At 40.0% G+C, this 25,943-nt stretch carries 24 protein-coding genes; 14 read left to right on the top strand and 10 right to left on the bottom strand.

Annotation, left to right across the window (positions count from 1 at the left end):
* Positions 1-89 precede the first annotated feature (89 nt).
* The 4 genes from rpoH to ftsY form a co-directional block, all read right to left on the bottom strand.
* Positions 90-944: an RNA polymerase sigma factor RpoH gene (rpoH, locus tag SB028_RS02590; protein ID WP_023583733.1), complete on the bottom strand. Its 855-nt coding sequence runs from the start codon at positions 942-944 to the stop codon at positions 90-92.
* A gap of 362 nt (positions 945-1,306) precedes the next feature.
* Positions 1,307-2,284, bottom strand: a complete 978-nt coding sequence (gene ftsX, locus SB028_RS02585) for a permease-like cell division protein FtsX (protein ID WP_318859767.1) — start codon at positions 2,282-2,284, stop codon at positions 1,307-1,309.
* Complete coding sequence (ftsE, locus tag SB028_RS02580) at positions 2,277-2,942, bottom strand: cell division ATP-binding protein FtsE (RefSeq protein ID WP_023583735.1); 666 nt, start codon at positions 2,940-2,942, stop codon at positions 2,277-2,279. The genes ftsX and ftsE overlap by 8 nt, the downstream gene beginning before the upstream one ends.
* Positions 2,943-2,947: 5 nt before the next feature.
* Positions 2,948-4,852 (bottom strand): signal recognition particle-docking protein FtsY, encoded by a 1,905-nt coding sequence (ftsY, locus tag SB028_RS02575; RefSeq protein WP_318859766.1) that lies wholly within the window; start codon positions 4,850-4,852, stop codon positions 2,948-2,950.
* Positions 4,853-5,080: 228 nt separating this feature from the next.
* On the opposite strand from ftsY, the gene rsmD reads away from it, so the two are divergent.
* Entirely contained in the window at positions 5,081-5,665 is a 585-nt protein-coding gene (gene rsmD, locus SB028_RS02570; protein ID WP_069368403.1) for a 16S rRNA (guanine(966)-N(2))-methyltransferase, read from the top strand.
* A 17-nt stretch (positions 5,666-5,682) separates the two neighbouring features.
* Positions 5,683-5,985, top strand: coding sequence for a DUF1145 family protein (locus SB028_RS02565; RefSeq protein WP_069368404.1), 303 nt, complete (start codon positions 5,683-5,685; stop codon positions 5,983-5,985).
* Positions 5,986-6,060: 75 nt separating this feature from the next.
* On the opposite strand, the gene SB028_RS02560 is transcribed toward SB028_RS02565, so the two are convergent.
* The gene (locus SB028_RS02560; RefSeq protein ID WP_069368405.1) at positions 6,061-6,447 is read right to left on the bottom strand and encodes a DUF2500 family protein; all 387 of its coding nucleotides are present in this window, start codon (positions 6,445-6,447) and stop codon (positions 6,061-6,063) included.
* Between the two features lie 147 nt (positions 6,448-6,594).
* Between SB028_RS02560 and SB028_RS02555 the strand changes: the two genes are divergently transcribed.
* Both SB028_RS02555 and SB028_RS02550 read left to right on the top strand, forming a co-directional pair.
* Positions 6,595-7,221: a lysoplasmalogenase gene (locus SB028_RS02555; protein ID WP_069368406.1), complete on the top strand. Its 627-nt coding sequence runs from the start codon at positions 6,595-6,597 to the stop codon at positions 7,219-7,221.
* A gap of 177 nt (positions 7,222-7,398) precedes the next feature.
* The gene (locus SB028_RS02550; protein WP_069368407.1) at positions 7,399-9,777 is read left to right on the top strand and encodes a zinc/cadmium/mercury/lead-transporting ATPase; all 2,379 of its coding nucleotides are present in this window, start codon (positions 7,399-7,401) and stop codon (positions 9,775-9,777) included.
* A gap of 89 nt (positions 9,778-9,866) precedes the next feature.
* Here the strand turns inward: SB028_RS02550 and tusA are convergent, their stop codons facing one another.
* Positions 9,867-10,121 (bottom strand): sulfurtransferase TusA, encoded by a 255-nt coding sequence (tusA, locus tag SB028_RS02545; RefSeq protein ID WP_069368408.1) that lies wholly within the window; start codon positions 10,119-10,121, stop codon positions 9,867-9,869.
* 133 nt (positions 10,122-10,254) lie between these two features.
* Positions 10,255-11,424 (bottom strand): RNA-guided endonuclease TnpB family protein, encoded by a 1,170-nt coding sequence (locus SB028_RS02540; RefSeq protein WP_318860131.1) that lies wholly within the window; start codon positions 11,422-11,424, stop codon positions 10,255-10,257.
* Positions 11,425-11,480: 56 nt separating this feature from the next.
* Between SB028_RS02540 and tnpA the strand changes: the two genes are divergently transcribed.
* The 4 genes from tnpA to SB028_RS02520 all read left to right on the top strand — a co-directional run bounded on the left by tnpA (position 11,481) and on the right by SB028_RS02520 (position 15,436).
* Positions 11,481-11,906, top strand: coding sequence for an IS200/IS605 family transposase (gene tnpA / locus SB028_RS02535; RefSeq protein ID WP_318859765.1), 426 nt, complete (start codon positions 11,481-11,483; stop codon positions 11,904-11,906).
* A gap of 183 nt (positions 11,907-12,089) precedes the next feature.
* Positions 12,090-12,764 (top strand): 7-cyano-7-deazaguanine/7-aminomethyl-7-deazaguanine transporter, encoded by a 675-nt coding sequence (locus SB028_RS02530; RefSeq protein ID WP_069368232.1) that lies wholly within the window; start codon positions 12,090-12,092, stop codon positions 12,762-12,764.
* A gap of 364 nt (positions 12,765-13,128) precedes the next feature.
* Positions 13,129-14,232 carry a glycerol dehydrogenase gene (locus SB028_RS02525; RefSeq protein WP_248620532.1) on the top strand — a complete coding sequence of 368 codons (1,104 nt, stop codon included), beginning with the start codon at positions 13,129-13,131 and terminating at the stop codon, positions 14,230-14,232.
* Between the two features lie 58 nt (positions 14,233-14,290).
* Positions 14,291-15,436, top strand: coding sequence for a phosphoenolpyruvate-utilizing N-terminal domain-containing protein (locus tag SB028_RS02520; protein ID WP_069368230.1), 1,146 nt, complete (start codon positions 14,291-14,293; stop codon positions 15,434-15,436).
* 181 nt (positions 15,437-15,617) lie between these two features.
* Here SB028_RS02520 and glpC read toward each other — a convergent pair whose 3' ends face one another.
* Genes glpC through glpA form a run of 3 tightly spaced genes read right to left on the bottom strand, consistent with a single transcriptional unit; the run spans position 15,618 to position 19,763 of the window.
* Positions 15,618-16,811: an anaerobic glycerol-3-phosphate dehydrogenase subunit GlpC gene (gene glpC / locus SB028_RS02515; RefSeq protein WP_069368229.1), complete on the bottom strand. Its 1,194-nt coding sequence runs from the start codon at positions 16,809-16,811 to the stop codon at positions 15,618-15,620.
* Positions 16,808-18,115, bottom strand: a complete 1,308-nt coding sequence (gene glpB / locus SB028_RS02510) for a glycerol-3-phosphate dehydrogenase subunit GlpB (RefSeq protein ID WP_069368228.1) — start codon at positions 18,113-18,115, stop codon at positions 16,808-16,810. Before glpB ends, glpC begins: the two co-directional genes overlap by 4 nt.
* Positions 18,105-19,763, bottom strand: coding sequence for an anaerobic glycerol-3-phosphate dehydrogenase subunit A (glpA, locus tag SB028_RS02505; RefSeq protein ID WP_260663932.1), 1,659 nt, complete (start codon positions 19,761-19,763; stop codon positions 18,105-18,107). Before glpA ends, glpB begins: the two co-directional genes overlap by 11 nt.
* A gap of 379 nt (positions 19,764-20,142) precedes the next feature.
* Between glpA and glpT the strand changes: the two genes are divergently transcribed.
* The 6 genes from glpT (at position 20,143) to SB028_RS02475 (ending at position 25,942) form a co-directional block, all read left to right on the top strand.
* Complete coding sequence (gene glpT / locus SB028_RS02500) at positions 20,143-21,495, top strand: glycerol-3-phosphate transporter (protein ID WP_069368227.1); 1,353 nt, start codon at positions 20,143-20,145, stop codon at positions 21,493-21,495.
* A 135-nt stretch (positions 21,496-21,630) separates the two neighbouring features.
* Positions 21,631-22,710 (top strand): glycerophosphodiester phosphodiesterase, encoded by a 1,080-nt coding sequence (gene glpQ, locus SB028_RS02495; RefSeq protein WP_069368226.1) that lies wholly within the window; start codon positions 21,631-21,633, stop codon positions 22,708-22,710.
* A gap of 619 nt (positions 22,711-23,329) precedes the next feature.
* Positions 23,330-23,887: a LemA family protein gene (locus SB028_RS02490; protein ID WP_069368225.1), complete on the top strand. Its 558-nt coding sequence runs from the start codon at positions 23,330-23,332 to the stop codon at positions 23,885-23,887.
* Positions 23,888-23,908: 21 nt separating this feature from the next.
* Entirely contained in the window at positions 23,909-24,982 is a 1,074-nt protein-coding gene (locus tag SB028_RS02485) for a hypothetical protein (protein ID WP_069368224.1), read from the top strand.
* A 7-nt stretch (positions 24,983-24,989) separates the two neighbouring features.
* Complete coding sequence (locus SB028_RS02480) at positions 24,990-25,532, top strand: LemA family protein (RefSeq protein WP_069368223.1); 543 nt, start codon at positions 24,990-24,992, stop codon at positions 25,530-25,532.
* Positions 25,529-25,942, top strand: a complete 414-nt coding sequence (locus SB028_RS02475; RefSeq protein ID WP_069368222.1) for a hypothetical protein — start codon at positions 25,529-25,531, stop codon at positions 25,940-25,942. Before SB028_RS02480 ends, SB028_RS02475 begins: the two co-directional genes overlap by 4 nt.
* Position 25,943: the final 1 nt, after the last annotated feature.

Here is a 25,943-nt window from a genome sequence, read left to right as displayed (position 1 = left end):
TTCTCCATGCAACAAAAAAAGCGATATTTTCATATCGCTTTTATAACATACTCTACTTTATGAACGCGTATGCGTGATCTGAAATGTGATTAATCTTCAATCGCTAAACGCAATTTCTTCATCGCATTTTTTTCTAATTGACGAACACGCTCAGCAGAAACACCGTATTTTGTCGCTAAGTCTTGCAGCGTCGATTTGTTATCATCATCTAACCAACGAGCACGAATAATATCTTGGCTACGTTCATCAAGAGTTTCAATTGCTGACGTCAGTTTATCCGTTGCATGATTATCCCAGTTATCTTCTTCAATGCCATCAGCAAAGTCAGAAGACTTATCTTCTAAGAAGAGTACAGGAGCAATAGGATGTGAGTCATCACTATCATCAGCGGTCATATCAAATGCCATATCTTGCGCTGACATTCGTGATTCCATTTCTCGGACATCACTTTCTGATACGCCCAATTCTCTTGCCACAAGCTCCACTTCATCTTGATTAAACCAACCTAAACGCTTTTTATTTTTCCGCAGATTAAAAAAGAGTTTACGTTGTGACTTTGTCGTTGCGACTTTCACGATACGCCAATTACGTAGTACATATTCGTGAATTTCAGCTTTGATCCAATGCACAGCAAAAGAGACTAATCGGACACCCACTTCTGGGTTAAAACGACGAACCGCTTTCATCAGACCGATGTTACCCTCTTGGATAAGATCAGCTTGTGGTAAGCCATAACCTGAATAGCTGCGAGCAACATGAATAACGAAGCGCAGATGTGAAAGGATAAGCGTTCTTGCTGCATCCAAGTCACCATCGTAATGCAGCCGTTCAGCGAGTTCCTTTTCTTCCTCTGCGGTTAACATCGGATAGGAATTGGCTGCACGTATATACGCTTCGATGCTGCCTTGCGGAACCAATGCTAAGGATTGCATTTCTTTTGTCATTCAAATCCTCATGAAAATCAAATGAATAATTAAAATTATCGCGATAAGGAAAAGTAGATGAGCCTTTTAAATATAGCTTAAATGGGAAGCCTGTTAAGGTTTTTACGATGTATTTTTATCATAACGGCTATTTGACCAGCATAAAGACTAAAGGTTCATCTCGCATCTATGTTTACATATCTTTGTACTTTTCTATCACAGAAGCAAATATGACTGTTGCCTTATTGTAGAAAAGAGTGCGTTCATTATTATGCCAGAGACAAGCCGTCGATAAAATGGCTGGGTGACGATATTAACGTAACCCAGCCTGATAAAAAATATCTTCTCAGATGCAGAAAATAAGATAAAAACGCGCTAATTCATTATTCTGGTGTGAATTGACGCAAATGCTGCATTGTCGTCAACCATGCGGCAAGCCAGCCAATTGTCATAGCAACAAGAATAAGAATGATAGATTCATCAAAACTTAGCCCAGAAATGGAAAATGACGTTCCAAACACGGTCGCGGCTTGAGTCACTACATCAGAAAGTTTCCACACCAGTAGCGCTGAAAAGATCAAGGCAAATACGGCACCAATAAAACCGAGGATCAATCCCCAATTAAGGAAAGGACGCATAATAAAGCCGTCAGTGGCACCAATTAGTTTCATCACATTAATGGTGTCACGGCGACTGAAAATATTGAGGCGCACACTGTTACCAATCACCAATAACAAAGCAACAACCATCAATGTACCAATCACCAAAGCAATTTGCCCAACTAATGAAGTTAACGTTGAAAGCCGAGTAAACCAGCTATCATCCATTCTTACTTCGTCAACACCGGGTATTTTCGCGACTGTATCACGCAAATTCACCATTAATTGTTGATCGCTAGGCTCCATAACGGGCGTCACAATCGCAACGGCTGGTAATGGATTCTCTTCTAACATATCTAATGCACTACTAAAACCAGACCAAGAACGGAATTCCACTAGTGAATCTTGTCGTGAAAGATAGTTAACATTCTCAACTTTTTCTAACGCTTCTATTTTCTTGATTGTGGCTTCAGCCAATGAATCGTCAAGAGATTTATCAAGATAAACTGTTAATTGTGGTGTTGGATACCATTGTTCTGCCGCAGTAGAAACATTTTTCCACACAATATAAAAGATGCTAGGCAAGGTGAGAGAGATAGCGACAACCATTACCGTTAAAAAAGAGGAGAGCGGCTGGCGTAAAAAATCAGCCATTGTATTACGCCATGCATAGCGCCACTGTTCGCGTCTTCCCCCTTTTAGTGCCTTGGTTTTTGCGCCTGGCGTTGGCATTGATTTACGGGAACTTTTTGCTTTAGCCATTTTGCCCTCCCACCATTCTGCCTTGCCCTAATGTAAGAATGCGATAATTTCTGCGTTCTATCAGCGACATATCGTGTGTCGCCATTAACACCGTTACGCCAACACGGTTAAACTCTTCAAAAAGGCGCATGATACCTTCTGAAAGCTCACCATCAAGGTTACCTGTTGGCTCATCTGCGAGTAAAACCGTCGGTTTATTCACAACTGCGCGCGCAATACCAACACGTTGTTGTTCACCGCCAGAGAGTTGAATAGGATAATTTTTCGCTTTATCCAATAGTCCTACTTTATCTAAAGCAGCTGAAACTCTTCGTCGAATATCCTCTTCACTTGCGCCAGCAATAATCAAGGGAAGAGAAACATTGTCATAAACCGTTCTGTCCATCAATAAGTGGTGATCTTGGAAGATCATCCCAATTTGGCGGCGCAAAAAAGGGATCTCACTGTTTTTTAGTCTACTGATATCATGACCAGCAAACCAAATAGCACCATCACTTGGGCGTTCTATTCCACAAATTAACTTAAGCAATGTACTTTTACCGGCGCCAGAGTGACCCGTTAAAAAAGCCATTTCACCAGGGCGAAGATGAAAATCAACCCCTTGTAATGCTTGTCTTCCACCTAAATAAGCCTTGCTGACGTGTTCGAAGCGGATCATTAAAACTACTCCTCGCGGGCAAACAGAGCCTCAATAAAATCGTCGGCCTTAAACGGACGTAGATCTTCAATACCTTCACCTACCCCGATATAACGAATAGGAATACCAAACTGATCAGCAATGGAGAAGATAACGCCTCCTTTTGCTGTACCATCAAGTTTAGTCAATGTTAATCCAGTTAGCCCAACGGTTTCATTAAAGAGTTTTGCCTGACTAACTGCATTTTGTCCGGTACTTGCATCTAACGTCAACATCACTTCATGTGGTGCTTCTTCGTCTAATTTTTTCATAACACGAACGATTTTTTTCAGCTCTTCCATTAAATGGGATTTATTCTGCAATCGTCCTGCGGTATCAGCAATAAGAACATCGACACCTTTTGCTTGGGCTGATTGAATTGCATCAAAAATAACCGATGCAGGATCAGCGCCAGTATGTTGTGCCACAACAGGGATATGATTACGCTCGCCCCAAACTTGTAACTGTTCAACAGCGGCTGCTCGGAATGTATCCCCCGCCGCTAACATGACAGATTTACCTTCAGCTTGGTATTGTCGCGCTAATTTTCCGATTGTGGTTGTTTTACCCACTCCGTTAACGCCAACCATTAAAATAACAAAAGGTTTTTTACCTTCAATATTTAATGGTTTATCAACTTTACTTAAAATATCGCCCATCTCTTCACGCAGTTTTCCGTAAAGCGCTTCGGCATCTTTAAGATCTTTATGAGTGGCATGTTTGGTCAGGCTAGTGATGATTTTAGTTGTGGTTTCCATGCCCACATCCGCAATTAAGAGTTGTTCTTCTAACTCTTCAAAAAGCTCATCATCAATCTTCTTACCACGAAATAGACCAAGGAATCCTGAACCTAAGTTCTGACGAGTTTTCAGTAAACCTTTTTTCAGTCGGCTAAAAAAGCCTTCTTTCTTTGGTTTCTCTTGCTCAACAACTTTATCTGCAAGCACTTCTTCGCGTAAAGATCCAATATCCTCAGCTTCTACTTGTGCAATAGCGAGACGTTTATTTTCCTCTTCTTGTGCAAGGCGTTGCGCTTCCGCTTCTTGAGCTAGACGCGCTTCTTCTAAACGCGCCGCTTCTTGACGTGCTTGTTCTGCTTGGCGCTGGGCTTCTTCTTGCGCAAGGCGTTGTACCTCCGCTTCTTGAGCCAGACGCGCTTCTTCTAAACGTGCGGCTTCTTGACGCGCTTGCTCTGCTTCCAGTTCCGCTTGGCGCTGGGCTTCTTCTTGCGCAAGGCGTTGTACTTCCGCTTCTTGAGCCAAACGCGCTTCTTCTAAACGCGCCGCTTCTTGACGTGCTTGTTCTGCTTCCAGTTCTGCTTGGCTCTGGGCTTCTTCTTGCGCAAGGCGTTGTACTTCCGCTTCTTGAGCCAAACGCGCTTCTTCTAAACGTGCGGCTTCTTGACGCGCTTGTTCTGCTTCCAGTTCCGCTTGACGCTGGGCTTCTTCTTGCACAAGGCGTTGTGCTTCTGCTTCTTGAGCCAGACGCGCTTCTTCTAAACGTGCGGCTTCTTGACGCGCTTGTTCTGCTTCCAGTTCCGCTTGGCGCTGGGCTTCTTCTTGCGCAAGGCGTTGTGCTTCCGCTTCTTGAGCCAGACGCGCTTCTTCTAAACGCGCAGCTTCTTGACGCGCTTGCTCTGCTTCCAGTTCCGCTTGGCGCTGAGCTTCTTCTTGCGCAAGGCGTTGCGCCTCCGCTTCTTGAGCCAGACGCGCTTGCTCTGCTTCCAGTTCCGCTTGGCGCTGGGCTTCTTCTTGCGCAAGGCGTTGCGCTTCCGCTTCTTGAGCCAGACGCGCTTCTTCTAAACGTTGCTGTTCTTTCTCTTGCTCAATATTTTCTTCTTTGTTACGCCCAAAACCGAGCCACGAGAAAAAACCTTTTTTTTCTTTTGCCATTAGCTACTAAACTCCTCGCACTAAATCATGGCGCGATTACATTGACGATATTGAAAATAATAATGAAGTCTATCATTTGATCATGGATAAACGCATCTTTTATACGAATTTTATGGTAAATTATTGCTGATTAAATCAAGGGAAGTCATCGATATAACGACAGACACGGTTCCCTTATTCTAAAAGACACTCCAGAACTCACGTTTAAACGATATAAATCAAAATAATATGGCCAAAAAACCACAAAAAGCCTCAATGGGACAAATCAGAATAATTGGGGGAAAATGGCGTGGTCGTAAACTTCCTGTTCTTGATAGCCAAGGATTACGACCGACAACGGATAGAGTGAAAGAAACACTCTTTAATTGGCTAATGCCTGTTATCCAAGATGCCCGCTGCCTAGACTGTTTTGCAGGAAGCGGTGGTTTAGGTATTGAAGCCCTCTCTCGCTATGCGCGTGAAACCACGTTTATCGAATATGAACGCGCAGTCGCCCAACAAATTACCACAAACTTAACCTTACTTAATGCAGAGAATGGACATGTCATTCAAGACAGTGCACTGTCATATCTCGCCAAACAAGGTTCACCTTATAATGTCATTTTTTTAGATCCTCCTTTTCATAAAGGCATGTTGTCAGACACTATCCAATTATTAGAAAATAACAATTGGTTAGCACAAGATTGCTATATTTATATTGAGGAAGAAGTTAAAGCGCAGACTTATACAATTCCGACTCATTGGACATTGCATAGAGAGAAGATCGCAGGACAAGTCGCGTACCGTCTTTATATTCGCAGTTTATCTGCTTAATTTTTTATGGAGCTGCTATGTTAATCTTTTTTGGCCGATTTTTAATGATCGGTGTTTGGGGCTTTCTACTTTTAAATATTATGTCTCCATTTCCTAAGCCTCTAAAATATTTTATGGATATCGCATTGATTTTTATGGTAATCATGCATGGATTACAAATCGTTATGTATAAAGCAGGACAACCTAAAGATCAAAAACCGTCAACAGCATTACAATTTCGTGTTTTCTTCTTTGGGATCTTTGAACTCTTAAAAATACAAAAAGAATTACGTAAAGAATACGAAGAAAAACAGAAAAACAAAACCAAACAGCAGCCATAAATAGTGTTATACCCTCGCAATTATCTGGGGTCGACAATTAGCCCCAGAGATTGCCAATATCATGAATATATTATCTTATTTATTGTCTTGATCATTACTTGGCATATCTGTTTCAAACTTAATAAAACGACTTCCCTGCATAAATAGACGTCCTTTCATTCCAGGTTCGATATCTTGATAAGATGATTTATCAATTTTTAACACTAAATCTTTACGCTCATCAGTAGTTAAACGAAAAGTAACTTGATAATAATATGTTGTTTCTGGACCATTAACGTCATTTTCTCTTGAGCGCCGTTCATTTGCTGCAATTTCTTTTTTATCAATTATTTCAACCATATAAAGTTTAATAGGCGAATTATCGTCACTTATCCGCTGTTTTTTTTGTTCAAAAAAACGATAAGTTGCCGACGCTATAATTATGATTAGTATCGCAATTCCTAAAATAGCCGCTTTATTCATTACATTAGTTCCTATCGTTATATGGACAAAAAAATAGTGTGCTTTATATTATTTTAATAAGTCCATCAATTTCGTCATTAACCGCTATTCTTAAATTAATCTTTCTGTTATGAATAATAAAACAGTTCTGAATATAAGGAAGATATTATGAGTTGGCCTTTTCTCGCCGTATTATTCTCCGGATGGCTTTATATCGATGCCGCATATCGAGGCCCTAATTGGCAACAATGGTTATTCCGTCCTATCACGTTACTCCTTTTATTACTTTGGGCATGGCAAGTTCCCGAACACAATATTAATAGCTACCTTATTGTAGGTGCATTATTAGCGACACTACTTTCTGATATCTTAAGAATTTTTGATAGTAAGTATTTACTACCTTCTTTTGCTTTGGTTTTTCTGAGCTATATACTTTATATGGTAAGCTTTTTACTACCGCTCCAACTCTCTTTCTATCTTCCTTTACTTGGATTCGTTATTCTTGCTTTCATTATCATTTTAGCGATTGTCTGGACTAAGCTCGATAAATTAGCAATTCCAGCCTCGTTAACTTTATTAGCGGCATTTGCTATGTTTTGGATTGCAGGTGAAAAATTCTTCTACTTAAGCAATGATTACAACTTGTCAGTCATGGTGGGTTCATTCCTGTTAGTAATTGCTTACTCCATATGGCTAATTAATCGCTTCCGCTTCTCATTTTCAGCATCCAAAGGGCTTGTCAGCGCCTGTTATTTTATTGGGCATTTCTTCATTGTTAGAGCTTTATTTCTTTAGTATCGATTAACCCCTTGTCTTTACAAAATAGAATGAGGGGTTAATTTTTTGACCTAGTTAGCACTTTTTGCCAATGAATATACCGTTGATATCTTGACTCTGGACTCTACTCCAAGCTGTAAAGTACTTATCAGAAATGAATTTAGACTTTACTTTGTTGAACAAGGAGAGCCAGTTATGACTAAACATGCTCATCAACACGATAATCATAAACATACCGATGCTTGCTGCTCAAGCTCTCAATGCTGTTCAGGTCACTCTGAGAATAGTACGCACTCACATACAGAAAGCGGACATTCTCATACTAAGATAGATAAAAGTGATCCTGAATGCGAGGATGAGCATCATCACGAGCATTCTCACGAACATAATCACGATGGGCACAATCATGCTCATGCAAGCTGTGATATCAACGCCCCTGTTTCTAACATTGAGCCAGAAAAGATTGCACAGCAACGCTTTAGTTGGAAAGTGCAAGGAATGGATTGTCCGAGTTGCGCTCAAAAAATTGAAACAGCCGCACTTAAAGTCGCGGGTGTAAAACAAGCAAAAGTCCTTTTTGCCACTGAAAAATTGGTCGTTGATGCAGATAGCGATCTACGCGCTGACGTGATCGCGGCAATTAACAGTGCAGGTTTTGAACTTTTTGATCTCTCATCACCTCAATCCCAAAAAGTCGCTAAGCAGAGCTTATTAAAAGAGAGCGCATTTGTTATTGTCTTGGCGCTTTTAATGGTCATTAGCTGGGGTGCAGAGTTTATTGACCCTCAAGCCGGCCGTGCTGCCTTTATTGCAACCACCTTAATTGGTTTATTCCCCATTGTGAAAAAGTCCTTACAACTTATTCGCAGTGGTACACCATTCGCTATCGAAACATTAATGAGCGTTGCCGCAATTGGGGCACTCTTTATTAATGCTACCGAAGAAGCCGCAATGGTTATTTTGCTGTTTATGATTGGCGAGATGTTAGAGTCTTACGCCGCAGGGCGTGCTCGTCGTGGTGTAAGTGCATTAATGGCATTGGTGCCAGAAGAAGCGACATTAATCAAAGATGGCAAAAAACAAACAGTTCCTGTTGCGCAACTGCGCCCTGGCGATATTATCGAAATTGCCCCAGGTTCTCGTTTACCAACAGATGCAGAATTAGTCAGCGCATTTGCAAGCTTTGATGAAAGTGCATTAACCGGTGAATCCGTACCAGTAGAACGCCTACAAGGTGAAAAAGTGGCTGCGGGTTGTTTATCTGTGGATAGATCGGTACAGATGAAGGTGGTATCTGAGCAGGGGCAAAATGCTATCGACCGTATTTTGCAATTGATTGAAGAAGCTGAAGAGCGTAGAGCCCCTATTGAACGCTTTATTGACCGCTTTAGCCGTTACTATACCCCTGCGATAATGCTGTTCTCCGCACTGGTTATCATTGTTCCCCCCCTGTTGTTTTCACAACCGTGGGAAACATGGATTTATCGCGGTTTAACGCTATTACTCATTGGTTGTCCTTGTGCTTTGGTTATCTCAACACCAGCGGCAATCACTTCAGCATTAGCGGCAGCAACTAAACGCGGAGCGTTGATCAAAGGCGGTGCAGCGTTAGAGCAATTAGGCACAGTTAATACTATCGCATTAGATAAAACGGGTACATTAACAGAAGGGAAACCTCAAGTTACTGATATTGTAGCTGAATCTGGATTTAATGAAAAAGAAGTGCTGACTTTTGCTTCATCCGTCGAAATTGGCTCTCATCATCCATTAGCAAAAGCAATTATCAATAAAGCACAAGATGAAGGAGTGCTTGTTGTTGAAGCACAAGAGCGTAAAGCGCTAGCGGGTAAAGGCATTGAAGGTTATTTAAATAGTCAACACATCCTAGTGAGCGCCCCTTCTCAATTATCAGAAGCGACATCGCTCTCTTCTCAATGGCAACAAGAAGTTGCACGTCTTGAAGATGAAGGTAAAACCGTTGTTGTTGTCTTAAAAGAGAGCCAACTTATCGGTGTTATTGCGATGCAAGATACTTTACGCAGTGATGCTGTTGAATCAATGAAATTATTGAAAGAGATGAACATCAATGCCGTTATGCTAACGGGTGATAATCCAAGAGCAGCAGCTGCTATTGCGAAAAAACTAGGTATGGATTTCCGAGCTGGATTACTGCCCGAAGATAAAGTGACTTCAGTAATGGAAATTAGCAAAACGCATAACACAATGATGGTGGGCGATGGTATCAATGATGCGCCAGCAATGAAAGCGGCCACCATTGGTGTCGCGATGGGAAGCGGTACTGATGTTGCACTTGAAACAGCGGATGCTGCATTAACACATAACCGTTTAACGGGCTTACCTGAAATTATTAAATTATCTCGTGCGACACGTAAAATTATCCGTGAAAACATCGCCATAGCACTGGGCTTAAAAGCGATATTCTTAGTAACAAGCTTATTAGGTATCACTGGACTTTGGGTTGCCGTTCTTGCTGATTCCGGTGCAACCGCACTAGTTACAGCCAATGCGGTAAGGCTACTAAGAGTAAAAGTTAACACCTCAAATAAAAAGTAAGTACACTAAAATCACAAAGCCCAAACTTCAGCTAAGTTGGAGTTTGGGCTATTTTTTAGCGCGCAGGTAAGCAATATTTACAATGTAAATTACAGATTGCTCTCTTTTTTACGAATAAGATAGCGATAAGGGGCAGATTCAGTCTCTTGATTTAATAAATCATGCTCCATAAAGCGACAAAAACCAGGAATATCACGTACTGTTGCAGGATCATCCGCAATGACTAAAAGCGTCTCGCCTAATGCCATATTTCTTATCGTTTTACGAACTAACATTACTGGCTCAGGACAACGTAATCCTAGAGTATCTAATGTCTTAGTTGCATCATCAAATTGAGCATTCATTCTATTAACCATTCTTCTTATACTGACAGATTGTGTCATTATATCGCGCTTTCGTGTTCACATCACGGCACATTAAGCACAAAGGTATTCCTCGTGACTGCTCCCCGCCGTAAACGGCGAGGCTTCCCACTTCTCAGACCGCAACCCTCTGTACGACGGATTTACGCGGGTCTCCATGGGCTGAAACGACGAGTCCCGCCGCGTGTAATTCCAATATGCCCTTGTGTCGGATATTGATTGCCGCATTGATATCTCGGTCATGTTCAACTCCACATTCAGGGCATTGCCAGATACGCTTATGTAGTGGCATTTCTGACATTTTATGACCGCAGCAATGACAGGTTTTCGAACTGGCAAACCATTGATCCAGTTTTACCAGATGGACGCCTTTTTCTGCGGCTTTATATTCCAGCTTTGTGATAAAACCATGCCAGCCTGCATCACCGATAGCGCGAGCCAGACAGTGGTTTTTCATCATATTCGCCGATTTCAGTGTCTCTACAATTACCGCTTGGTTTTCGTCAACAATTGCACGAGAGAGTTTGTGTTGAAAATCAGCACGGGCATTGGCTACCCGTTCGTGTACACCTGCAAGCTGTATTCGGGCTTTACGGCGATTAGCACTCCCTTTTTGCTTGCGAGATAAGGCTTTTTGTTTTCGACGTAGGTGACGGCTGGCATTGATAAGGTGGCGCGGATTAGCAATCTTATTGCCGTCTGATTTGATGGCGTAATGACTCAGCCCCACATCAAGCCCCGTGATATTTGATATCAATGTTGGCTTTGCCGGTGCTTCTACCCCGTCATCACAGAGTAGTGACGCATAGTATTTTCCGGTTGCGCTGCGGCTCAGTGTGATACTTTTCAGCGCCCCCGTAATTTCACGATGTAAACGCGCTTCAATCGGTGCGATTTTCGGGATTTTTATCGCGCCATCAATGACTTTGATCCCGACACAATGATAGCTAGATTGTCTGCCATGCTTACTTTTAAACGTGGGAAAACGGGCTTTTAGTTTCGGATTAAAAAAGTTGGAGAAAGCCACGTCAAGGTTAATCACCGCCTGCTGCAATGCAATTGAATCATATTCTTTAAGCCACCCATATCTGCGGGATTTTTTCGCCACGGCAAGCAGCGGTTTAAGGTCTTTACGCGGGTTTAAATTTACGCCGTGCCGCTGGTAAGCGTCTTTCTTGATGTGCAGCGCTTTGTTGTACGCAAAACGAACCGCACCGAACTGAGCGTTGAGATATTCAGCCTGTTCTGGTGTTGGGTAGATGCGTACTTTTGTTGCTCTTAACATCATCAGCGCTCATTGATATAATGTTTTTATTTTAACATGTTAGGGCAATATATCAATTGAGTAATCATAATGATTTACTGGCGGAACCCCTCAGAAAGCGGCACCGTGTCAGTAAACTGGTCGTGCCTCTGATCTTTACGACAAAGTATCGACGTAAGCTATTTGACGGACTGATGCTCGCTCAACTGCGTGATGCATTTGACTCCGCTGCGGCAAAACTTGAATGCGAAATTATTGAGATGGACGGAGAGCCTGACCATGTGCATCTGCTGGTTGCTTACCCGCCAAAACTGGCGGTCAGTGTGATGGTCAACAATCTGAAATCAGTATCGTCGCGCCTGCTGCGCCAGCAAAACACACATTTACGGACGCAAAGTAAAACGGGACTTTTGTGGTCAAGGTCGTACTTTGTCTGTAGCACCGGAGGGGCAACGATTGAAACACTCAGAGCCTACGTTCAGAGCCAGTCAACGCTTGATTGATCTTTAAAGCCCTGCGGGCTTTTCGCCTTATATCCCCGCCCGCACTGGGCGAGGGTTTACGGCGTTTTTCGCTAACCTTTGCTTTTGTTGCGCAACAGGCGTATTATGCGCATCCTCTCATCTAAGAGAGAAATCACTGTTTTATTGGGTTCCCTCACCCCAATCACTAAAAAGGTACAATTTATGTATACGTTTACTCCCCGCCAAAAAGCGGTGGCACTGTTATGGCTTTCTCTGTTCCATATCCTGATAATTACTTCTAGTAACTATCTTGTACAATTACCCATCTCCATTTTTGGTTTCCATACCACTTGGGGTGCCTTTACCTTTCCGTTTATTTTTCTGGCAACAGATTTAACGGTACGTATTTACGGTGCACCACTTGCCAGACGCATTATTACCGCCGTTATGCTACCTGCATTAACGATTTCTTACCTGATCTCAACGCTCTTTTTCCAAGGCAGTTGGCAGGGATTTGCCTCATTAGCTGACTTTAATATTATGGTGGCAAGAATTGCGACAGCTAGCTTTATGGCTTATGTGTTAGGTCAAATTATGGATGTGTCTGTTTTTAATCGTTTAAGACAACAACAGAAATGGTGGGTAGCACCAAGTGCAGCAATGTTCTTTGGTAATTTACTTGATACGCTTGCCTTCTTCTTTATTGCCTTTTATCGCAGTACAGATGAATTTATGGCGGCGAATTGGGTTGAAATTGCCTTAGTCGACTATGCATTCAAATTAACCATTTGTATGCTGTTTTTCTTGCCGGCTTATGGAATTTTATTGAATTTTATTTTGCGCTATTTTTTCGCACAAGAAAATCAAAAACAAGATTATGCTGAAATTCACTCATAATCTGTCTCTCCTCGCAAAAAAATAATGATATTAATGTCATAATTCAAATAATAAAGCTTCATAAGCCAATTTTATGAAGCTTTATTCCGACTGAGAAAATTTATTATTTTACGTAAATATTTCATATAGCAATTAATTAGCATGATTAGTTAAACAATTCACAAAATATGACTTAAATATCAGTATTAGGATATTTTTCACATGCTAATATAAAAAGCCTTAATTATTTACAATAAATTATTTTGTTCATCCATTAAACTGTTAATGTATTCTTGAAACATCTCCATATTGTTATATGTCAGTTGGATGACGAGTTTCACCATAAGGATTTTTTACTCTCTTTTGCGAATAGTAGGAGTCTATTATGTTAAAAGTTATTCAATCCCCCGCTAAATATATTCAAGGACCAGACGCGCTATATCACATTGGTAAGTACGCAAAGCCTTTTGGTGATAGAGCACTGATTATTGCTGACAAATTTGTTATGGATCTCGTCGGTAGTACCGTTAAAGATAGTATGTCTCAGTATGAAGTTAATGGACACTTTGAGCTTTTTAATGGTGAATGTACACACAACGAAATCAATCGACTATCTGAACTAGCAAAAGCACAAGCCTCTCTTGTGATCATCGGCGTTGGGGGCGGTAAAACACTTGATACAGCTAAAGCTGTTGCTTATAAATGCCAACTTCCTGTTGTTATCTCCCCAACCATTGCTTCTACTGACGCCCCCACAAGTGCTCTTTCTGTTATTTATACTGAATTAGGCGCATTCGATAGTTACCTTTTCTATCCAACAAATCCCGACGTGGTTGTAATGGATACGAATATCATCGCTTCTGCACCCGCGCGTTTATTGGTGGCAGGAATGGGAGATGCTTTAGCAACCTACTTTGAAGCAAGAGCCTGCAGTCATGCCCAAAAACAGACTATGGCTGGGGGGCGTTCAACGCTCGCGGCGCTTGCCCTTGCAGAACTTTGCTATAACACGTTATTAGAAGATGGATACAAAGCTAAACTCGCTGTCAGCCGAGGTGTTTGTACAAGTGCGGTAGAAAATATTATTGAAGCTAATACCTTTTTAAGTGGTATTGGATTTGAAAGTGCAGGTCTTGCCGCTGCTCATGCTATCCACAATGGGTTTACGGCATTAGAAGAGTGTCACAACATGTATCACGGTGAAAAAGTCGCTTTTGGTACATTAGTCCAGTTAGTGTTAGAAAATAGTCCATTAGAAGAGTTAGAAGAGTTCCTTGATTTCTGTGTTTTAGTCGGTCTACCCGTCACGTTAGAAGAGCTAGGTATTAATGCCACTGGCGATGAATTAAATGAAAAAATCATGGCGGTTGCTGAGTTAAGTTGTGCTGAAGGTGAGACAATTTACAACATGCCATTTGACGTCGATTCCGATAAAGTTTATGCCGCGATTTTAACTGCCGACCAATTAGGGCGGGAATGGCTTTATTAAAGCCTGAGTAAACAGGGAGTGTTTATCTCCCTGTTTGTATTTACAAAAAAGGTGCTTTATGGTCAGTATCGTATTAGTTTCAAAGAGTCTTACACTCGCCAATGGGATTAAAGAACTCGTTAATCAGACTGTAAATCACCAAGTAAAAATAGCCATTGCGACCAACTATCAAACCCCCTCTGATCTTTCTCATGAAGTGTTACCCGAAACGATACTTACAACAATTAAAAAATGTTATAGCAAACAAGGTGTACTCGTTTTACTCGATAGTTATCATTCCGCACAAAATGCAGCACTCGCTATCGCTAATCTTGAGCATAACGTTGCCACTAACGTCACATTAAGTTCGGCACCGATTGTAGAAGGCACCTTGGCTGCCGCCAATAGCATTGCATTAGGAGCTTCGCTTGAAGAAGCCGAAAAAGCAGCGCATAAAACCGTGATAATTAAAAAACGGCGATTAAGCGAAAATTTTTCTCATTTTAATATTCACCCTAAAAATACACATTACGAACCTGTCAGAGTGATCACCGCGCCTGTTTGGCTATATCCTTATCATCGTTTTGTGATCCCTCGTAAAAAGATATCCTCTCATTTATTACTTGAAGAGCAAAAACGTTTTGTGAAAGCGATCGAGCGCTCCAAAAAGGATATCGACTGGTTAACTGAAGCTGCAGAGCGCAAAATTGGAGAACAAAATGCCCATATTTTTTCTAGTCACCGTTTCTTATTAGAAAATGCCGAATTACAACTGACTGTCTGTAGCATGATAAGCAAACATCACTGTAATGCTGAATTTGCCTTACAGCAGACCTTCATTGATTTAATAGATACTTATGCGCAAATGGATGATGATAATATGCGTGCTCGTGAAAGTGATTTAGATGATATTTTATCTCGATTACTACGCTATTTAACTTCAGCGCCTACGCCTGTCACACACTCCCCATATACAAACGCAATTCTCGTCACAAAACAGCTTCATCCCTCTACATTAATGGCTCTTGATACCAACAAAATCAAAGGTATTTTATTAAGTCATGGGAATCCACTGTCTAATACAACCGTATTAGCTCATGCATTAGATATTCCAATTATTAACGAGGCGGGAAAACAAGCGCTTTCGCTGGTTGATGGGCAAAATATTACACTTAAAAAGATCCAAAATATTTGGCTTTATCAAAACACCTATATCTCTCATTAAAAATAAGAGTATTTACATAATCAGTGCGTCACAATATTAGGGATAGGTCATTTCCTTATTATCTTATATTTCACATCTTTTTTATTGAATATAAAAAAAGGGAATAAAAGATCCTCTTTTACTCCCTATCTGCTTGTTATCTTAGTAATCAATTACTTTTTTATTATCTTATAGGTAATACTTATAATGCTCTTGCCAATAAACTAATGGGGTGTTCACATTTTTTCGTCGTTGACATCTCAATTTGCCATTTACAGGTTTCACAGTCTGTGATCACCAAATCACAGCCACTCTCTTCAATTTGACGGAATAAACCTGCGCCAATACCTTGAGCAACATCGTAGTTTTCAGATTTAAAACCATAAGTTCCTGCAATACCACAACATTGAGAATCTAAAACAATGACCTCAACACCAGGGATACGTTTAATTAAATCAATAGAATATGCAGCCCATCCCATTTTTTCCATATGACAAGGTGTGTGATACACCACTTTTAGTGGAGTATGTTTCAGTGGTAATTCACGACCTTCTTCTAATAAGCGATAAATATAACGTGTCGCTAATTCAATATTTTCACGTACTTTTGATGTATCAATATCGAGAATATGTTCATATTCATCACGAATAGTGAAAGTACAGGTTGATGATGTGGCAACAACAGGAATATTGTTTTCAACAATTTTTTCTGTCAAAGATTCAAGGTTTACAGCGGCTTGTTTTTTAGCTTGTTTAACAAAACCATTCGCAATTAATGCAACACCACAGCATTTTTCGCGTTTCAATAACTGAACACCAATCTCCATTTTGTTGAATACTTTAACTAAATCTTTCCCTAATTGTGGGTGGTTATAATTCGCATAACAACCATGAAAGAAGGCAACTTGATCTTTAAAACGTGCCTGTTCTTCAACCTGTTTTTTCATCCATGTTCTAAATGTACCAAAAGAGTATTTTGGTAATTCACGTCGATGGTCGATTTTAAGTGCTTTATCCAAGATCTGACGAACAGGTTTTAATCCTGTAATAGTATTTACTATCGGCGCCATTGGCGTTGATAATGTTCCCATTAAATCAGTATGACTTAAAATAGCATCACGAAGTTTTGGTGTTTTTGTATTGTAGTTCAGTTTCGCACGCGAAATGATGTCACCAATCTTCACATCTGACGGACAAGCAACTTCACAACGCTTACAGTTAGTGCAATATTTCAATGCTTCATCATAGAGCATTGGATCTTTTAAACGTAAACGCTCACCATCAGGGCCCGCTTGTTTAGGACCAGGATAAAGAGGATTTACTTTTGCAACTGGGCAGTAAGTCGTACAAACCGTACACTTAATACACGCTTCAAAACTGTTATCATGTAAACTCATTGTGCTGCCTCCACAACCGCAGATGTGGTCTGTTCTGATTTATTGTGCTGTAAAATTTGTTGTGCAGCATAAAGTGCACTGATCATTGAAACACCTGCGCCACAACCTTCATTTAAGGGATCAAACCCACCTAATACAGCACCTATGGCGTAAACATTCTCTAAGACTTCGCCATATTTCATCGGTCTTAATTGGCTATCTGTATCGACACCAAATCGCATATAAGGCTGTTTTGCAAAGACATTGACTTGTGTCCACTCATTGCGTGGTAATGTCTCTAGCAAATCAAGTTCCATCAAAGGTTCATAAACACGATCAAACTCTGCAATTAATCCATTATTGAAGAAACTACCTGTTGCCAATACAACATGCTCACTACGAATAGGAATATCAGTGTGGTTTCGAGTATGAATACCTGTAACTTTATTACCAATTAAATCAACTTGTTCTGCACGATCGCCAGGCATAATTAAACCGCCAGCTTTTTGGAAACGCTGCTTTAACGCTTGATGTAAGCGAATACCTAATAGTGATGGCGGCAATGTTGGTAATAAACAGATAGGCTTGCCCACAAGCTCTTGAAGTAGCGTCACCGGCTCTTCGGCATCCAGTCCGATACACGCAGGTAAAATAACGGCTTCAACACTATCATCGATATGCTTTTTCAGCTCTTCCGCTAATGCTTTCGTATTTTCAGGCTTATCTAAATAGCGCGCAATATTGACAGCTCTAAATTCACTTGGGTTATCACGTAATCTGTCTAATAGCGGTAAGTGAATATGATAAGGAATAGACTCTACACCTTGCTCATTCAGCGTATTACTTGCAAATTGTGGCTGAAAATCCAAAAAGCCTTCAATGCCAACAACAGCCAGCTTTTTCCATGGCAATGCTTGATCAATACCATGAGTTGGTACACGTTTTGGACTCATCCAGCTCATACGTGAACGCCCAACAGGTGTAATACGATAATGGTTTTCATCACCATTACCTTGATATTCAAGACCTTTTGTACTGGATAATAATGCTTGGGCTTGTTCAATTAAGGCTGAAACCTGAATATCCCCCATTCGGCTATAAGGATGCTTAGGAGCAAGCTCCGCCAATGCTGTCAACGCTTTTTTAGGTTGAGTCACTAACGAACCATCAGGAAGATGAGTTAACAAATCTAACGAACCTGATGAAAAATGTAGTGCACTTTGACCATTACTGATAATTGCGCAAGACTTGCCGGCTTCAGCAAGACGAATACCTGCGGTTAAACCTGCTAGCCCGCTACCTATAATGATGACGTCAAATTTCATTATCTGCCTCCGCTGGAGCTGCGTTTTCTATCATATCAGCATCTAAACCACATAAACCTTGATAAACCCAACTGGTGAATTCACTTTCACGTAACGCATTACCCCAAGCGATGGGGCGAATACCTTTCCAGCGCTCATTTAAGAAATGAGCAAGCTGTTGTTCTGACTCGTGAGGCGTCGTGACTTGTAAACGATTTAATAAACCCGCTGCACGACAAGCGCAAAGCTCACCTTGGCATGTTCCCATCCCCACACGAGTACGGCGTCGTAAATCAAGTAAGTTATTGACGGTTAAAGAGTTAACAGCATAGCGAACTTCCCCAGCGGTAACGGCTTCACATTCACAAACTAAACTCTTATCGCTACGTTCATTGCTCAATAATTTATTCGCCAAATCACCGTGGCGATAAACCGCAGAACCACGAATTGGCGCAGGTAATGAAACAACGCTACGTAATGCTTGCTCTGCTGATTGGCGGGAGCCAGGTAAGGCTTCTTCTGCGGTTGTACATTTAGCAGAGACATTTAATTTTTCGCAGATTTTATCTGTTGCCCATTCAGCCATTAAACGGTAAGTCATTAATTTACCGCCAGTAATAGTAATAAAACCTTCTAATCCATCACGTTGTGCATGGTCGAGTAAAACAATCCCACGGCTAACATTACGACCAGAAGGATCATCATCACTTGCAACTAAAGGACGCACACCAGCATAGGCACGTAAAATTCGAGTTTGAGCCAGTTTTGGCGCTAACATTGAACCTTCACGGATAAGAATATCGACTTCTTCAGGGGTAACATACATATTGTCGATTTCATCATAAGGTACGCGAGTTGATGTTGTACCAATCAATGAAATAGTATCGCCAGGTACTAAAATATCAGCATCAGCTGGTTTACGACAGCGGTTGATCACCATATTGTTAATACGATGACCCAAAATCAACAACGCCCCTTTGGCTGGGAACATACGCACTTTTAACTCGCCATACTCAGCGATTTTTTGTCCCCAAATCCCCCCCGCATTTGCAACTATTTGTGCGCGAATTTCATACAAATTTTTCGTTTGATGGTCGTAAACTTTCACGCCTTTAACACGATCGCCTTCACGAATAAGCCCAACGACTTCATGATAAGTCAGTACTTGAGCGCCATGTTCACGGGCATCTAACATATTTGCAGCAGTTAAGCGGAAAGGATCGACAGTACCATCTGGTACTTTAACTGCGCCGATCAAATTCGGATTAACAGATGGCTCTAAGCGAATAGCTTCTTCGGGTGAAATCGCTTGAGCATCAATACCTGCAGCTTGGCAAGATTGAATAAAGGTCTGTTGAAACTCTAAAGAATCTTCAGGAAGAGTAATAAAAAGGCCATCCGTTTTTTCGACACAATGACGAGCGACCCGTTTTAAAATCATGTTTTCTTCAATACATTCACGCGCTGACTCTGGATCTGTTACTGCATAACGCGCACCACTGTGTAACAATCCATGATTTCGACCGGTTGCACCGGTTGCAATATCATGTCTTTCTAGCAGGACACAACGTAATCCACGGCGTGCACAGTCTCTTGCCATGCCTGCACCGGTTGCTCCCCCGCCAATAATAATGACATCAGTTTCTGTCACTGGTGAACCGCTCATCATAGAGATGCCCTCTCACATTACATTCAGCAAACGCTTAATTATTCTTTAGCGTTAATTATAGTGTATAAGATACACAAAAAATGTGGTTAATGTTTGATAATGAGCAAAAACGAAAGAGAAACGCTCACGAGTGAAAAATTAAAACCACATATGTGATACCAATCACAAATTATTTAACAAAAAGTATTTGATAAAGTTAACATATCACTCAAAATTGCACATCTTGAAAAATTATTCGACAACTGAGTAATACCTCACAGTAAATTTGATTGTATAAGTTTACTATTAAGTTCGTTAAAGAAAGTTTTTTGATAACTTCATTGTTCGTTTTGTCATTATTTAATATCAACATATTAAAATAAAGCCATCGGAGGCTAATATGTTAAGTCTGTTTAGACCTGCGCCACATAAAGCGCGTTTGCCAAAAGAGCAGATAGATCCTGTCTATCGTCGTCTGCGTTGGCAGATCTTTATGGGGATTTTCTTCGGTTACGCTGCTTATTATTTAGTAAGAAAAAACTTTGCGTTAGCAATGCCTTATCTTGTAGAAGAAGGGTTTTCTAAAGGTGACCTCGGTTTCGCTTTATCAGGGATCTCGATTGCTTATGGTTTCTCTAAGTTTATCATGGGCTCATTCTCTGACCGTGCTAACCCTCGTTATTTCTTACCAGCAGGTCTTATTTTAGCGTCCTTAGTGATGCTATTTATGGGCTTTGTGCCATGGGCAACTTCGAGCATTATGATAATGTTCGTTCTGTTGTTCCTTTGTGGTTGGTTCCAAGGCATGGGTTGGCCTCCTTGTGGACGTACCATGGTGCACTGGTGGTCACAGAAAGAACGTGGCGGTATCGTTTCTATCTGGAACTGTGCGCATAACGTCGGTGGTGGTTTACCTCCATTACTATTCTTATTAGGTATGGCATGGTTTAACGACTGGAAAGCAGCGTTATATATGCCAGCATTTGCAGCAATTTTAGTTGCAATGATTGCATTCGCATTAATGCGCGATACCCCGCAATCTTGTGGTCTTCCACCGATTGAAGAGTACAAAAACGACTACCCACCTGATTATAAAGAAACAGACGAGCAAGAACTGACTGCAAAAGAAATCTTTATGAAGTATGTGTTCCCTAACAAACTTCTGTGGATGATTGCAATCGCGAACGTGTTCGTTTACTTACTGCGCTACGGCGTGCTGGACTGGTCACCAACTTATCTGCGTGAAGTAAAAGACTTCGCGATGGATAAATCATCATGGGCTTACTTCTTATACGAATACGCGGGTATTCCAGGCACACTGTTATGTGGTTGGATGTCAGATAAAGTGTTTAAAGGTAACCGTGGTGCGACTGGCGTGTTCTTCATGACCTTGGTAACAATCGCAACTATCGTATTCTGGATGAACCCAGCGGGTAACCCGAATATTGATATGGCGTGTATGTTAATTATCGGTTTCTTAATCTACGGTCCTGTTATGTTGATTGGTCTGCATGCGCTTGAGCTTGCACCGAAAAAAGCAGCAGGTACAGCGGCAGGCTTTACGGGTCTATTCGGCTACTTAGGGGGCTCTGTTGCAGCAAGTGCTATCGTAGGTTACACAGTTGACTACTTCGGCTGGGATGGTGGCTTTATGGTCATGATCGGCGGTAGTGCGCTGTCTGTTGTATTATTACTTATCGTGATGGTTTCAGAAACCAAACACAAACGTGAAATGCTTCAGAAATATGAATAATCGCTAACTGATTATTTATGAAATTGATTAAATCTCATCTCTAAAAACGAAGCCACATCATTTCTTTTGATGTGGCTTTTTTATTGCCAACTGTACATAACTTTATTGTACGTAGAATTAAAATGGAGCAGCTTTATGAGTACATCTTTTAAAATAAAACCGTTAGTTGCAGGCGTTCTTTTAACTCTATCTTTAAGTGCAATCGCACAAGCGGCAAGTGATAAGGTCGTTATCGCTCACCGTGGTGCAAGTGGTTATTTGCCTGAACATACACTTCCTGCCAAAGCGTTAGCGTATGCCCAAGGTGCAGATTATCTTGAACAAGACTTAGTGATGACCAAAGACAACGAACTCGTTGTTTTACATGATCACTATCTTGATCGTGTAACAGATGTGGCTGAGCGTTATCCTAATAGAGCAAGAAAAGATGGTCGTTATTACGCTATCGACTTTACGCTTGAAGAAATTAAAGGGCTGAAATTTACTGAAGGCTTTGACATTGTTGACGGTAAAAAAGTCCAAAGTTATCCAAACCGTTTCCCTATGGGCAAATCGGATTTCCGTGTACATACTTTCCAAGAAGAAATTGAATTTATCCAAGGTCTAAACAAATCAACAGGCCAAGATATTGGTATTTACCCTGAAATTAAAGCACCTTGGTTCCATGAGCAAGAAGGTAAAGACATTACTACCAAAGTGCTAGAAGTACTTAAACAATATGGTTATACAAAAAAAACTGACAATGTTTATCTGCAATCCTTCGATGCTAACGACCTAAAACGCATCAAAACAGAATTGATGCCCAAAATGGGTATGGATCTAAAACTTGTTCAGTTAATAGCTTATACCGACTGGAATGAGACTTATGAGAAACAACCTGATGGTACATGGACAAACTACAGCTATGAGTGGATGTTTAAGCCAGGTGCAATGAAAGAAATTGCGACTTATGCTGATGCTATCGGCCCTGATTATCATATGTTAGTTGAGACAGATTCAACGCCAGAAAAAATCACCTTAACCGGTATGGCTGCCGATGCTCATGCGAATAAACTGGCCATTCATCCGTTTACTGTCCGTATTGATAAACTGCCTAAATACGCAAAAGATGGTGATCAGCTTTATGACATCATTTATAACCAAGCGGGTGCTGAAGGTGTCTTTACAGACTTCCCTGATTTAGGCGTTAAATTCTTACAAAAACAAGCTAAATAACTCATCGTTTTTTATTTACGCTTAAATAATTCAAGGTGCAGCTAGGCGACAAATGAATGAGATGCTAGGAGCATACAGAAGTATGTGACTAGTACGAATGAATGTAGTCAACAACGCTGCAACTTGCAGTCTAACAAGTAGATATTCTAGATAATTCAATGTGTAGCTATTAGAGTATAGTCAGTAGATACTCTAAATAATTCAAGGTGCAGCTAGGCGACAAATGAATGAGATGCTAGGAGCATACAGAAGTATGTGACTAGTACGAATGAATGTAGTCAACAACGCTGCAACTTGCAGTCTAACAAGTAGATATTCTAGATAATTCAATGTGTAGCTATTAGAGTATAGCCAGTAGATACTCTAAATAATTCAAGATGCAGCTAGGCGACAAATGAATGAGATGCTAGGAGCATACAGAAGTATGTGACTAGTACGAATGAATGTAGTCAACAACGCTGCAACTTGAAGTATGACGAGTATCCTCGATAATTGCGCCCTTTCTGATTGTATATTCCTTCATCTTCCTCTAATTTACTCTAATAATTTAATTAAAAATTATAATTACTTTTTAATTTAGCTATCACTATTTATAAAATATTTAGAGGAAGGGATTACTATGGCAATAATAGCTATTATTTTACTTGTTAGTATTGTTATTTTTATCGGTTGGGGGATCTCAATTTACAACCTTCTTATTACGACTCGTAATCAAGTCAATAATCAGTTTGCGAATATTGATGTTATTTTGAAACAAAGAGCTGACCAAATTCCTCAATTAATGGCAGTCGTTGAAAAAGCCATGGAACACGAAAAAAGTGTATTTATTGCATTAAGTGACGCAAGACAACGCTATTTTAAAGCACAAAGTATTAATGAAAAAATCAGTGCAGCAAATGAGATGAATACAGCACTACGAGGCATGATTGCCCTTGCTGAAAATTATCCGACATTAATTTCAGGTGAACAATTAGCGCTACTTCAAACAGGTATTAGTGATGTAGAAAATAAAATAGCTCAACGTCGTGAAGGGTTTAATGATGCAACGACTAACTACAACACCGCAATAGAGATGTTTCCTGATAGCTTAATTGCAAGCCTTTTCCGCTTTGAACATATGCAATTACTAGAAATACCCAAAGAAGAAATGAAGTTTGAAGGAATTCATTTTAAATAACCGCATTAAGGATAAATTGCAGTGTTAATTTATTTTTCTATCGGCTGTGCTGTAGGTGCATTAATCTATTTTTTACGCAGTAAACGCGCTCAAAAAAAGAAGAACAACTTAGGTATTGTTCCCTTTTTAGGGATCGTTTTTGCTGCTGGAAATTACCTATTTTTTTCACGAGAAAATAACCTTTATCTTAGCGGTGAAGATTCTGTTGTTAATCTTATCTCTTGTATTGCATTTGCTGTCATTTTGCTCTTCTCCTATGGCATTTCAAATCATATTGGAAATATTGGTGAAAAAGCGATAAAAAATTATCAGCAATTACAAATGGAAGGTGAGTCTAAGTTTTCGGCATTGATAAACACGGTATTTATTAGCCTTTTATTATTGAGTTTAAGCTTCAGCTTGTTTATTGACCAAAGATTATTCTTTTTAAGTTTCGTTTTAATGTTCGTTTACCAAATCGTCAAAAGAACACCTGAAAAACGTTTTTTACGTTTTCAAAAAATTCTAGCGACATCTAAAATTCGCTCTTTAGCCATTGGGCTTGTTGAAATTGAAGGTAAGATAACTGCGGGCAAGAAATTAATGAGTCGCTTGGGTCAAAAAGAGTGTTATGGCTACATCTATTATGAATATGACATATCTACAAATAAAGAAGGTAAAAAAAGCTATCACCAAACACTCTGTGAAAAGAAGATTAATAATTTCACAATGGCAGATGATACGGGATCAATTCAAATTCTTGCCCTTGATAAACCTTTAGTTCATCTTGGTATCAATCCTCATCAAGATCTGGAATATAATAATAAACGTTTTAAGGAATATATCTTAGAAGCAGATACGACTTATTTATTGATAGGGAGTGCAGAATCTATCAATGATGAAGTTGTTATCACACACAGTGCTCCTCATTATCTATTAGGTTTATCACCACAAGATTATGTTGTGCGTTGGAACAAAGCGCGTCCTTTTCGTCGTAACGCAACCATCATCGTTATCATTGCCCTTTTTGTTATCTTTTCCATTCTAGTGATACCTATGGATTATCAAAACGGCATACTAACGCTTTATTTTAGTAACACTTCTCTTCCTCGGTAATTGATATATGGAATGGCTTATATTTATCATTTTTATTCTTATCTTGATGTATTTTTTAATACGTCAGTTAGTCATGATTTATAATAATATGGTGATATTAAAAAATAATTGCTATAAAGCCTTCGCTAATATTGATGTTTTATTAAAAAAACAAGCCGATTTGATCCCCATGCTGATAGTGATTACACAAAAAGCAATGGTTCATGAGAAAGCCTTATTTGAAAAATTAGCTGAAAATAGAGAGCACTATTTACATGTAGATGCATTAGAACAAAAAATTAATTTAGCTAATCAGTTATTACCACAAATAAAAAAATCACTCATAATTGCTGAAAAATACCCTGATCTTATCAGTGGGAAAAATTTACACTTATTACAAATGCAAGCGAAAGAATTAGAAGAGTGTATTGCCGATAGACGTGAATTTTTTAATCAATCCGTCACACTCTATAATACTGAAATACATATTTTTCCCAATATCTTGTTTAAACTGATTTTTAATTTTAAAGATATTCCTCTTTTCTATCCTAGTAGGGAGGCAGCTTTATGATAGAAATTCCCTTTTCTTTTTTGGGTATAACGGATTGGTTTCTAAGCTTTGATGAACCTATCTCAATTATTATGTTTGCCACATTTGGCGTACTGTTCTCTATGGCCATTATTTTGCCATTAATCAGTATCACCCCTTTAAAAAAATATATGCCGCAAATTACAGGAGGATTATTTAGCTCGATATTTGTTAGCTTAATGGTCTTAATTAGTTTTCATTTAATGCTGGGTGTTAATTCTACATTAAAGCTACTTTTAATTTGGTGGGTTATTTTATTTTCGTGTATTACGTTCTGGTTTCTTAATTATCGCTATATGAAAGAGGCAACAGGAAACAAGTTTGCAAAGTTTCAAGAAAAAGCGCTTGAAGCAGAAGAAAAACGAAGACAAAACCGAAAATCTAAAAAATAAA

The organism is Proteus vulgaris, assembly GCF_033708015.1.
Lineage (GTDB): Bacteria > Pseudomonadota > Gammaproteobacteria > Enterobacterales > Enterobacteriaceae > Proteus.
Note: the sequence above shows the minus strand (reverse complement) of the source record. Positions and strands in the feature narration are given on the sequence as shown.

What these genes read in the sequence shown, in the direction of transcription:
- SB028_RS02555 (WP_069368406.1), top strand. Translation starts at nt 6,595, where the DNA reads ATGAGTTGGCCTTTTCTCGCCGTATTATTCTCCGGATGGCTTTATATC.
- rpoH (WP_023583733.1), bottom strand. Translation starts at nt 944, where the DNA reads ATGACAAAAGAAATGCAATCCTTAGCATTGGTTCCGCAAGGCAGCATC.
- SB028_RS02565 (WP_069368404.1), top strand. Translation starts at nt 5,683, where the DNA reads ATGTTAATCTTTTTTGGCCGATTTTTAATGATCGGTGTTTGGGGCTTT.
- ftsY (WP_318859766.1), bottom strand. Translation starts at nt 4,852, where the DNA reads ATGGCAAAAGAAAAAAAAGGTTTTTTCTCGTGGCTCGGTTTTGGGCGT.
- glpQ (WP_069368226.1), top strand. Translation starts at nt 21,631, where the DNA reads ATGAGTACATCTTTTAAAATAAAACCGTTAGTTGCAGGCGTTCTTTTA.
- tusA (WP_069368408.1), bottom strand. Translation starts at nt 10,121, where the DNA reads ATGAATGCTCAATTTGATGATGCAACTAAGACATTAGATACTCTAGGA.
- SB028_RS02475 (WP_069368222.1), top strand. Translation starts at nt 25,529, where the DNA reads ATGATAGAAATTCCCTTTTCTTTTTTGGGTATAACGGATTGGTTTCTA.
- SB028_RS02480 (WP_069368223.1), top strand. Translation starts at nt 24,990, where the DNA reads ATGGAATGGCTTATATTTATCATTTTTATTCTTATCTTGATGTATTTT.
- glpB (WP_069368228.1), bottom strand. Translation starts at nt 18,115, where the DNA reads ATGAAATTTGACGTCATCATTATAGGTAGCGGGCTAGCAGGTTTAACC.
- glpA (WP_260663932.1), bottom strand. Translation starts at nt 19,763, where the DNA reads ATGATGAGCGGTTCACCAGTGACAGAAACTGATGTCATTATTATTGGC.
- SB028_RS02540 (WP_318860131.1), bottom strand. Translation starts at nt 11,424, where the DNA reads ATGTTAAGAGCAACAAAAGTACGCATCTACCCAACACCAGAACAGGCT.
- glpC (WP_069368229.1), bottom strand. Translation starts at nt 16,811, where the DNA reads ATGAGTTTACATGATAACAGTTTTGAAGCGTGTATTAAGTGTACGGTT.
- SB028_RS02525 (WP_248620532.1), top strand. Translation starts at nt 13,129, where the DNA reads ATGTTAAAAGTTATTCAATCCCCCGCTAAATATATTCAAGGACCAGAC.
- rsmD (WP_069368403.1), top strand. Translation starts at nt 5,081, where the DNA reads ATGGCCAAAAAACCACAAAAAGCCTCAATGGGACAAATCAGAATAATT.
- ftsX (WP_318859767.1), bottom strand. Translation starts at nt 2,284, where the DNA reads ATGGCTAAAGCAAAAAGTTCCCGTAAATCAATGCCAACGCCAGGCGCA.
- glpT (WP_069368227.1), top strand. Translation starts at nt 20,143, where the DNA reads ATGTTAAGTCTGTTTAGACCTGCGCCACATAAAGCGCGTTTGCCAAAA.
- SB028_RS02550 (WP_069368407.1), top strand. Translation starts at nt 7,399, where the DNA reads ATGACTAAACATGCTCATCAACACGATAATCATAAACATACCGATGCT.
- SB028_RS02560 (WP_069368405.1), bottom strand. Translation starts at nt 6,447, where the DNA reads ATGAATAAAGCGGCTATTTTAGGAATTGCGATACTAATCATAATTATA.
- SB028_RS02520 (WP_069368230.1), top strand. Translation starts at nt 14,291, where the DNA reads ATGGTCAGTATCGTATTAGTTTCAAAGAGTCTTACACTCGCCAATGGG.
- SB028_RS02490 (WP_069368225.1), top strand. Translation starts at nt 23,330, where the DNA reads ATGGCAATAATAGCTATTATTTTACTTGTTAGTATTGTTATTTTTATC.
- SB028_RS02530 (WP_069368232.1), top strand. Translation starts at nt 12,090, where the DNA reads ATGTATACGTTTACTCCCCGCCAAAAAGCGGTGGCACTGTTATGGCTT.
- ftsE (WP_023583735.1), bottom strand. Translation starts at nt 2,942, where the DNA reads ATGATCCGCTTCGAACACGTCAGCAAGGCTTATTTAGGTGGAAGACAA.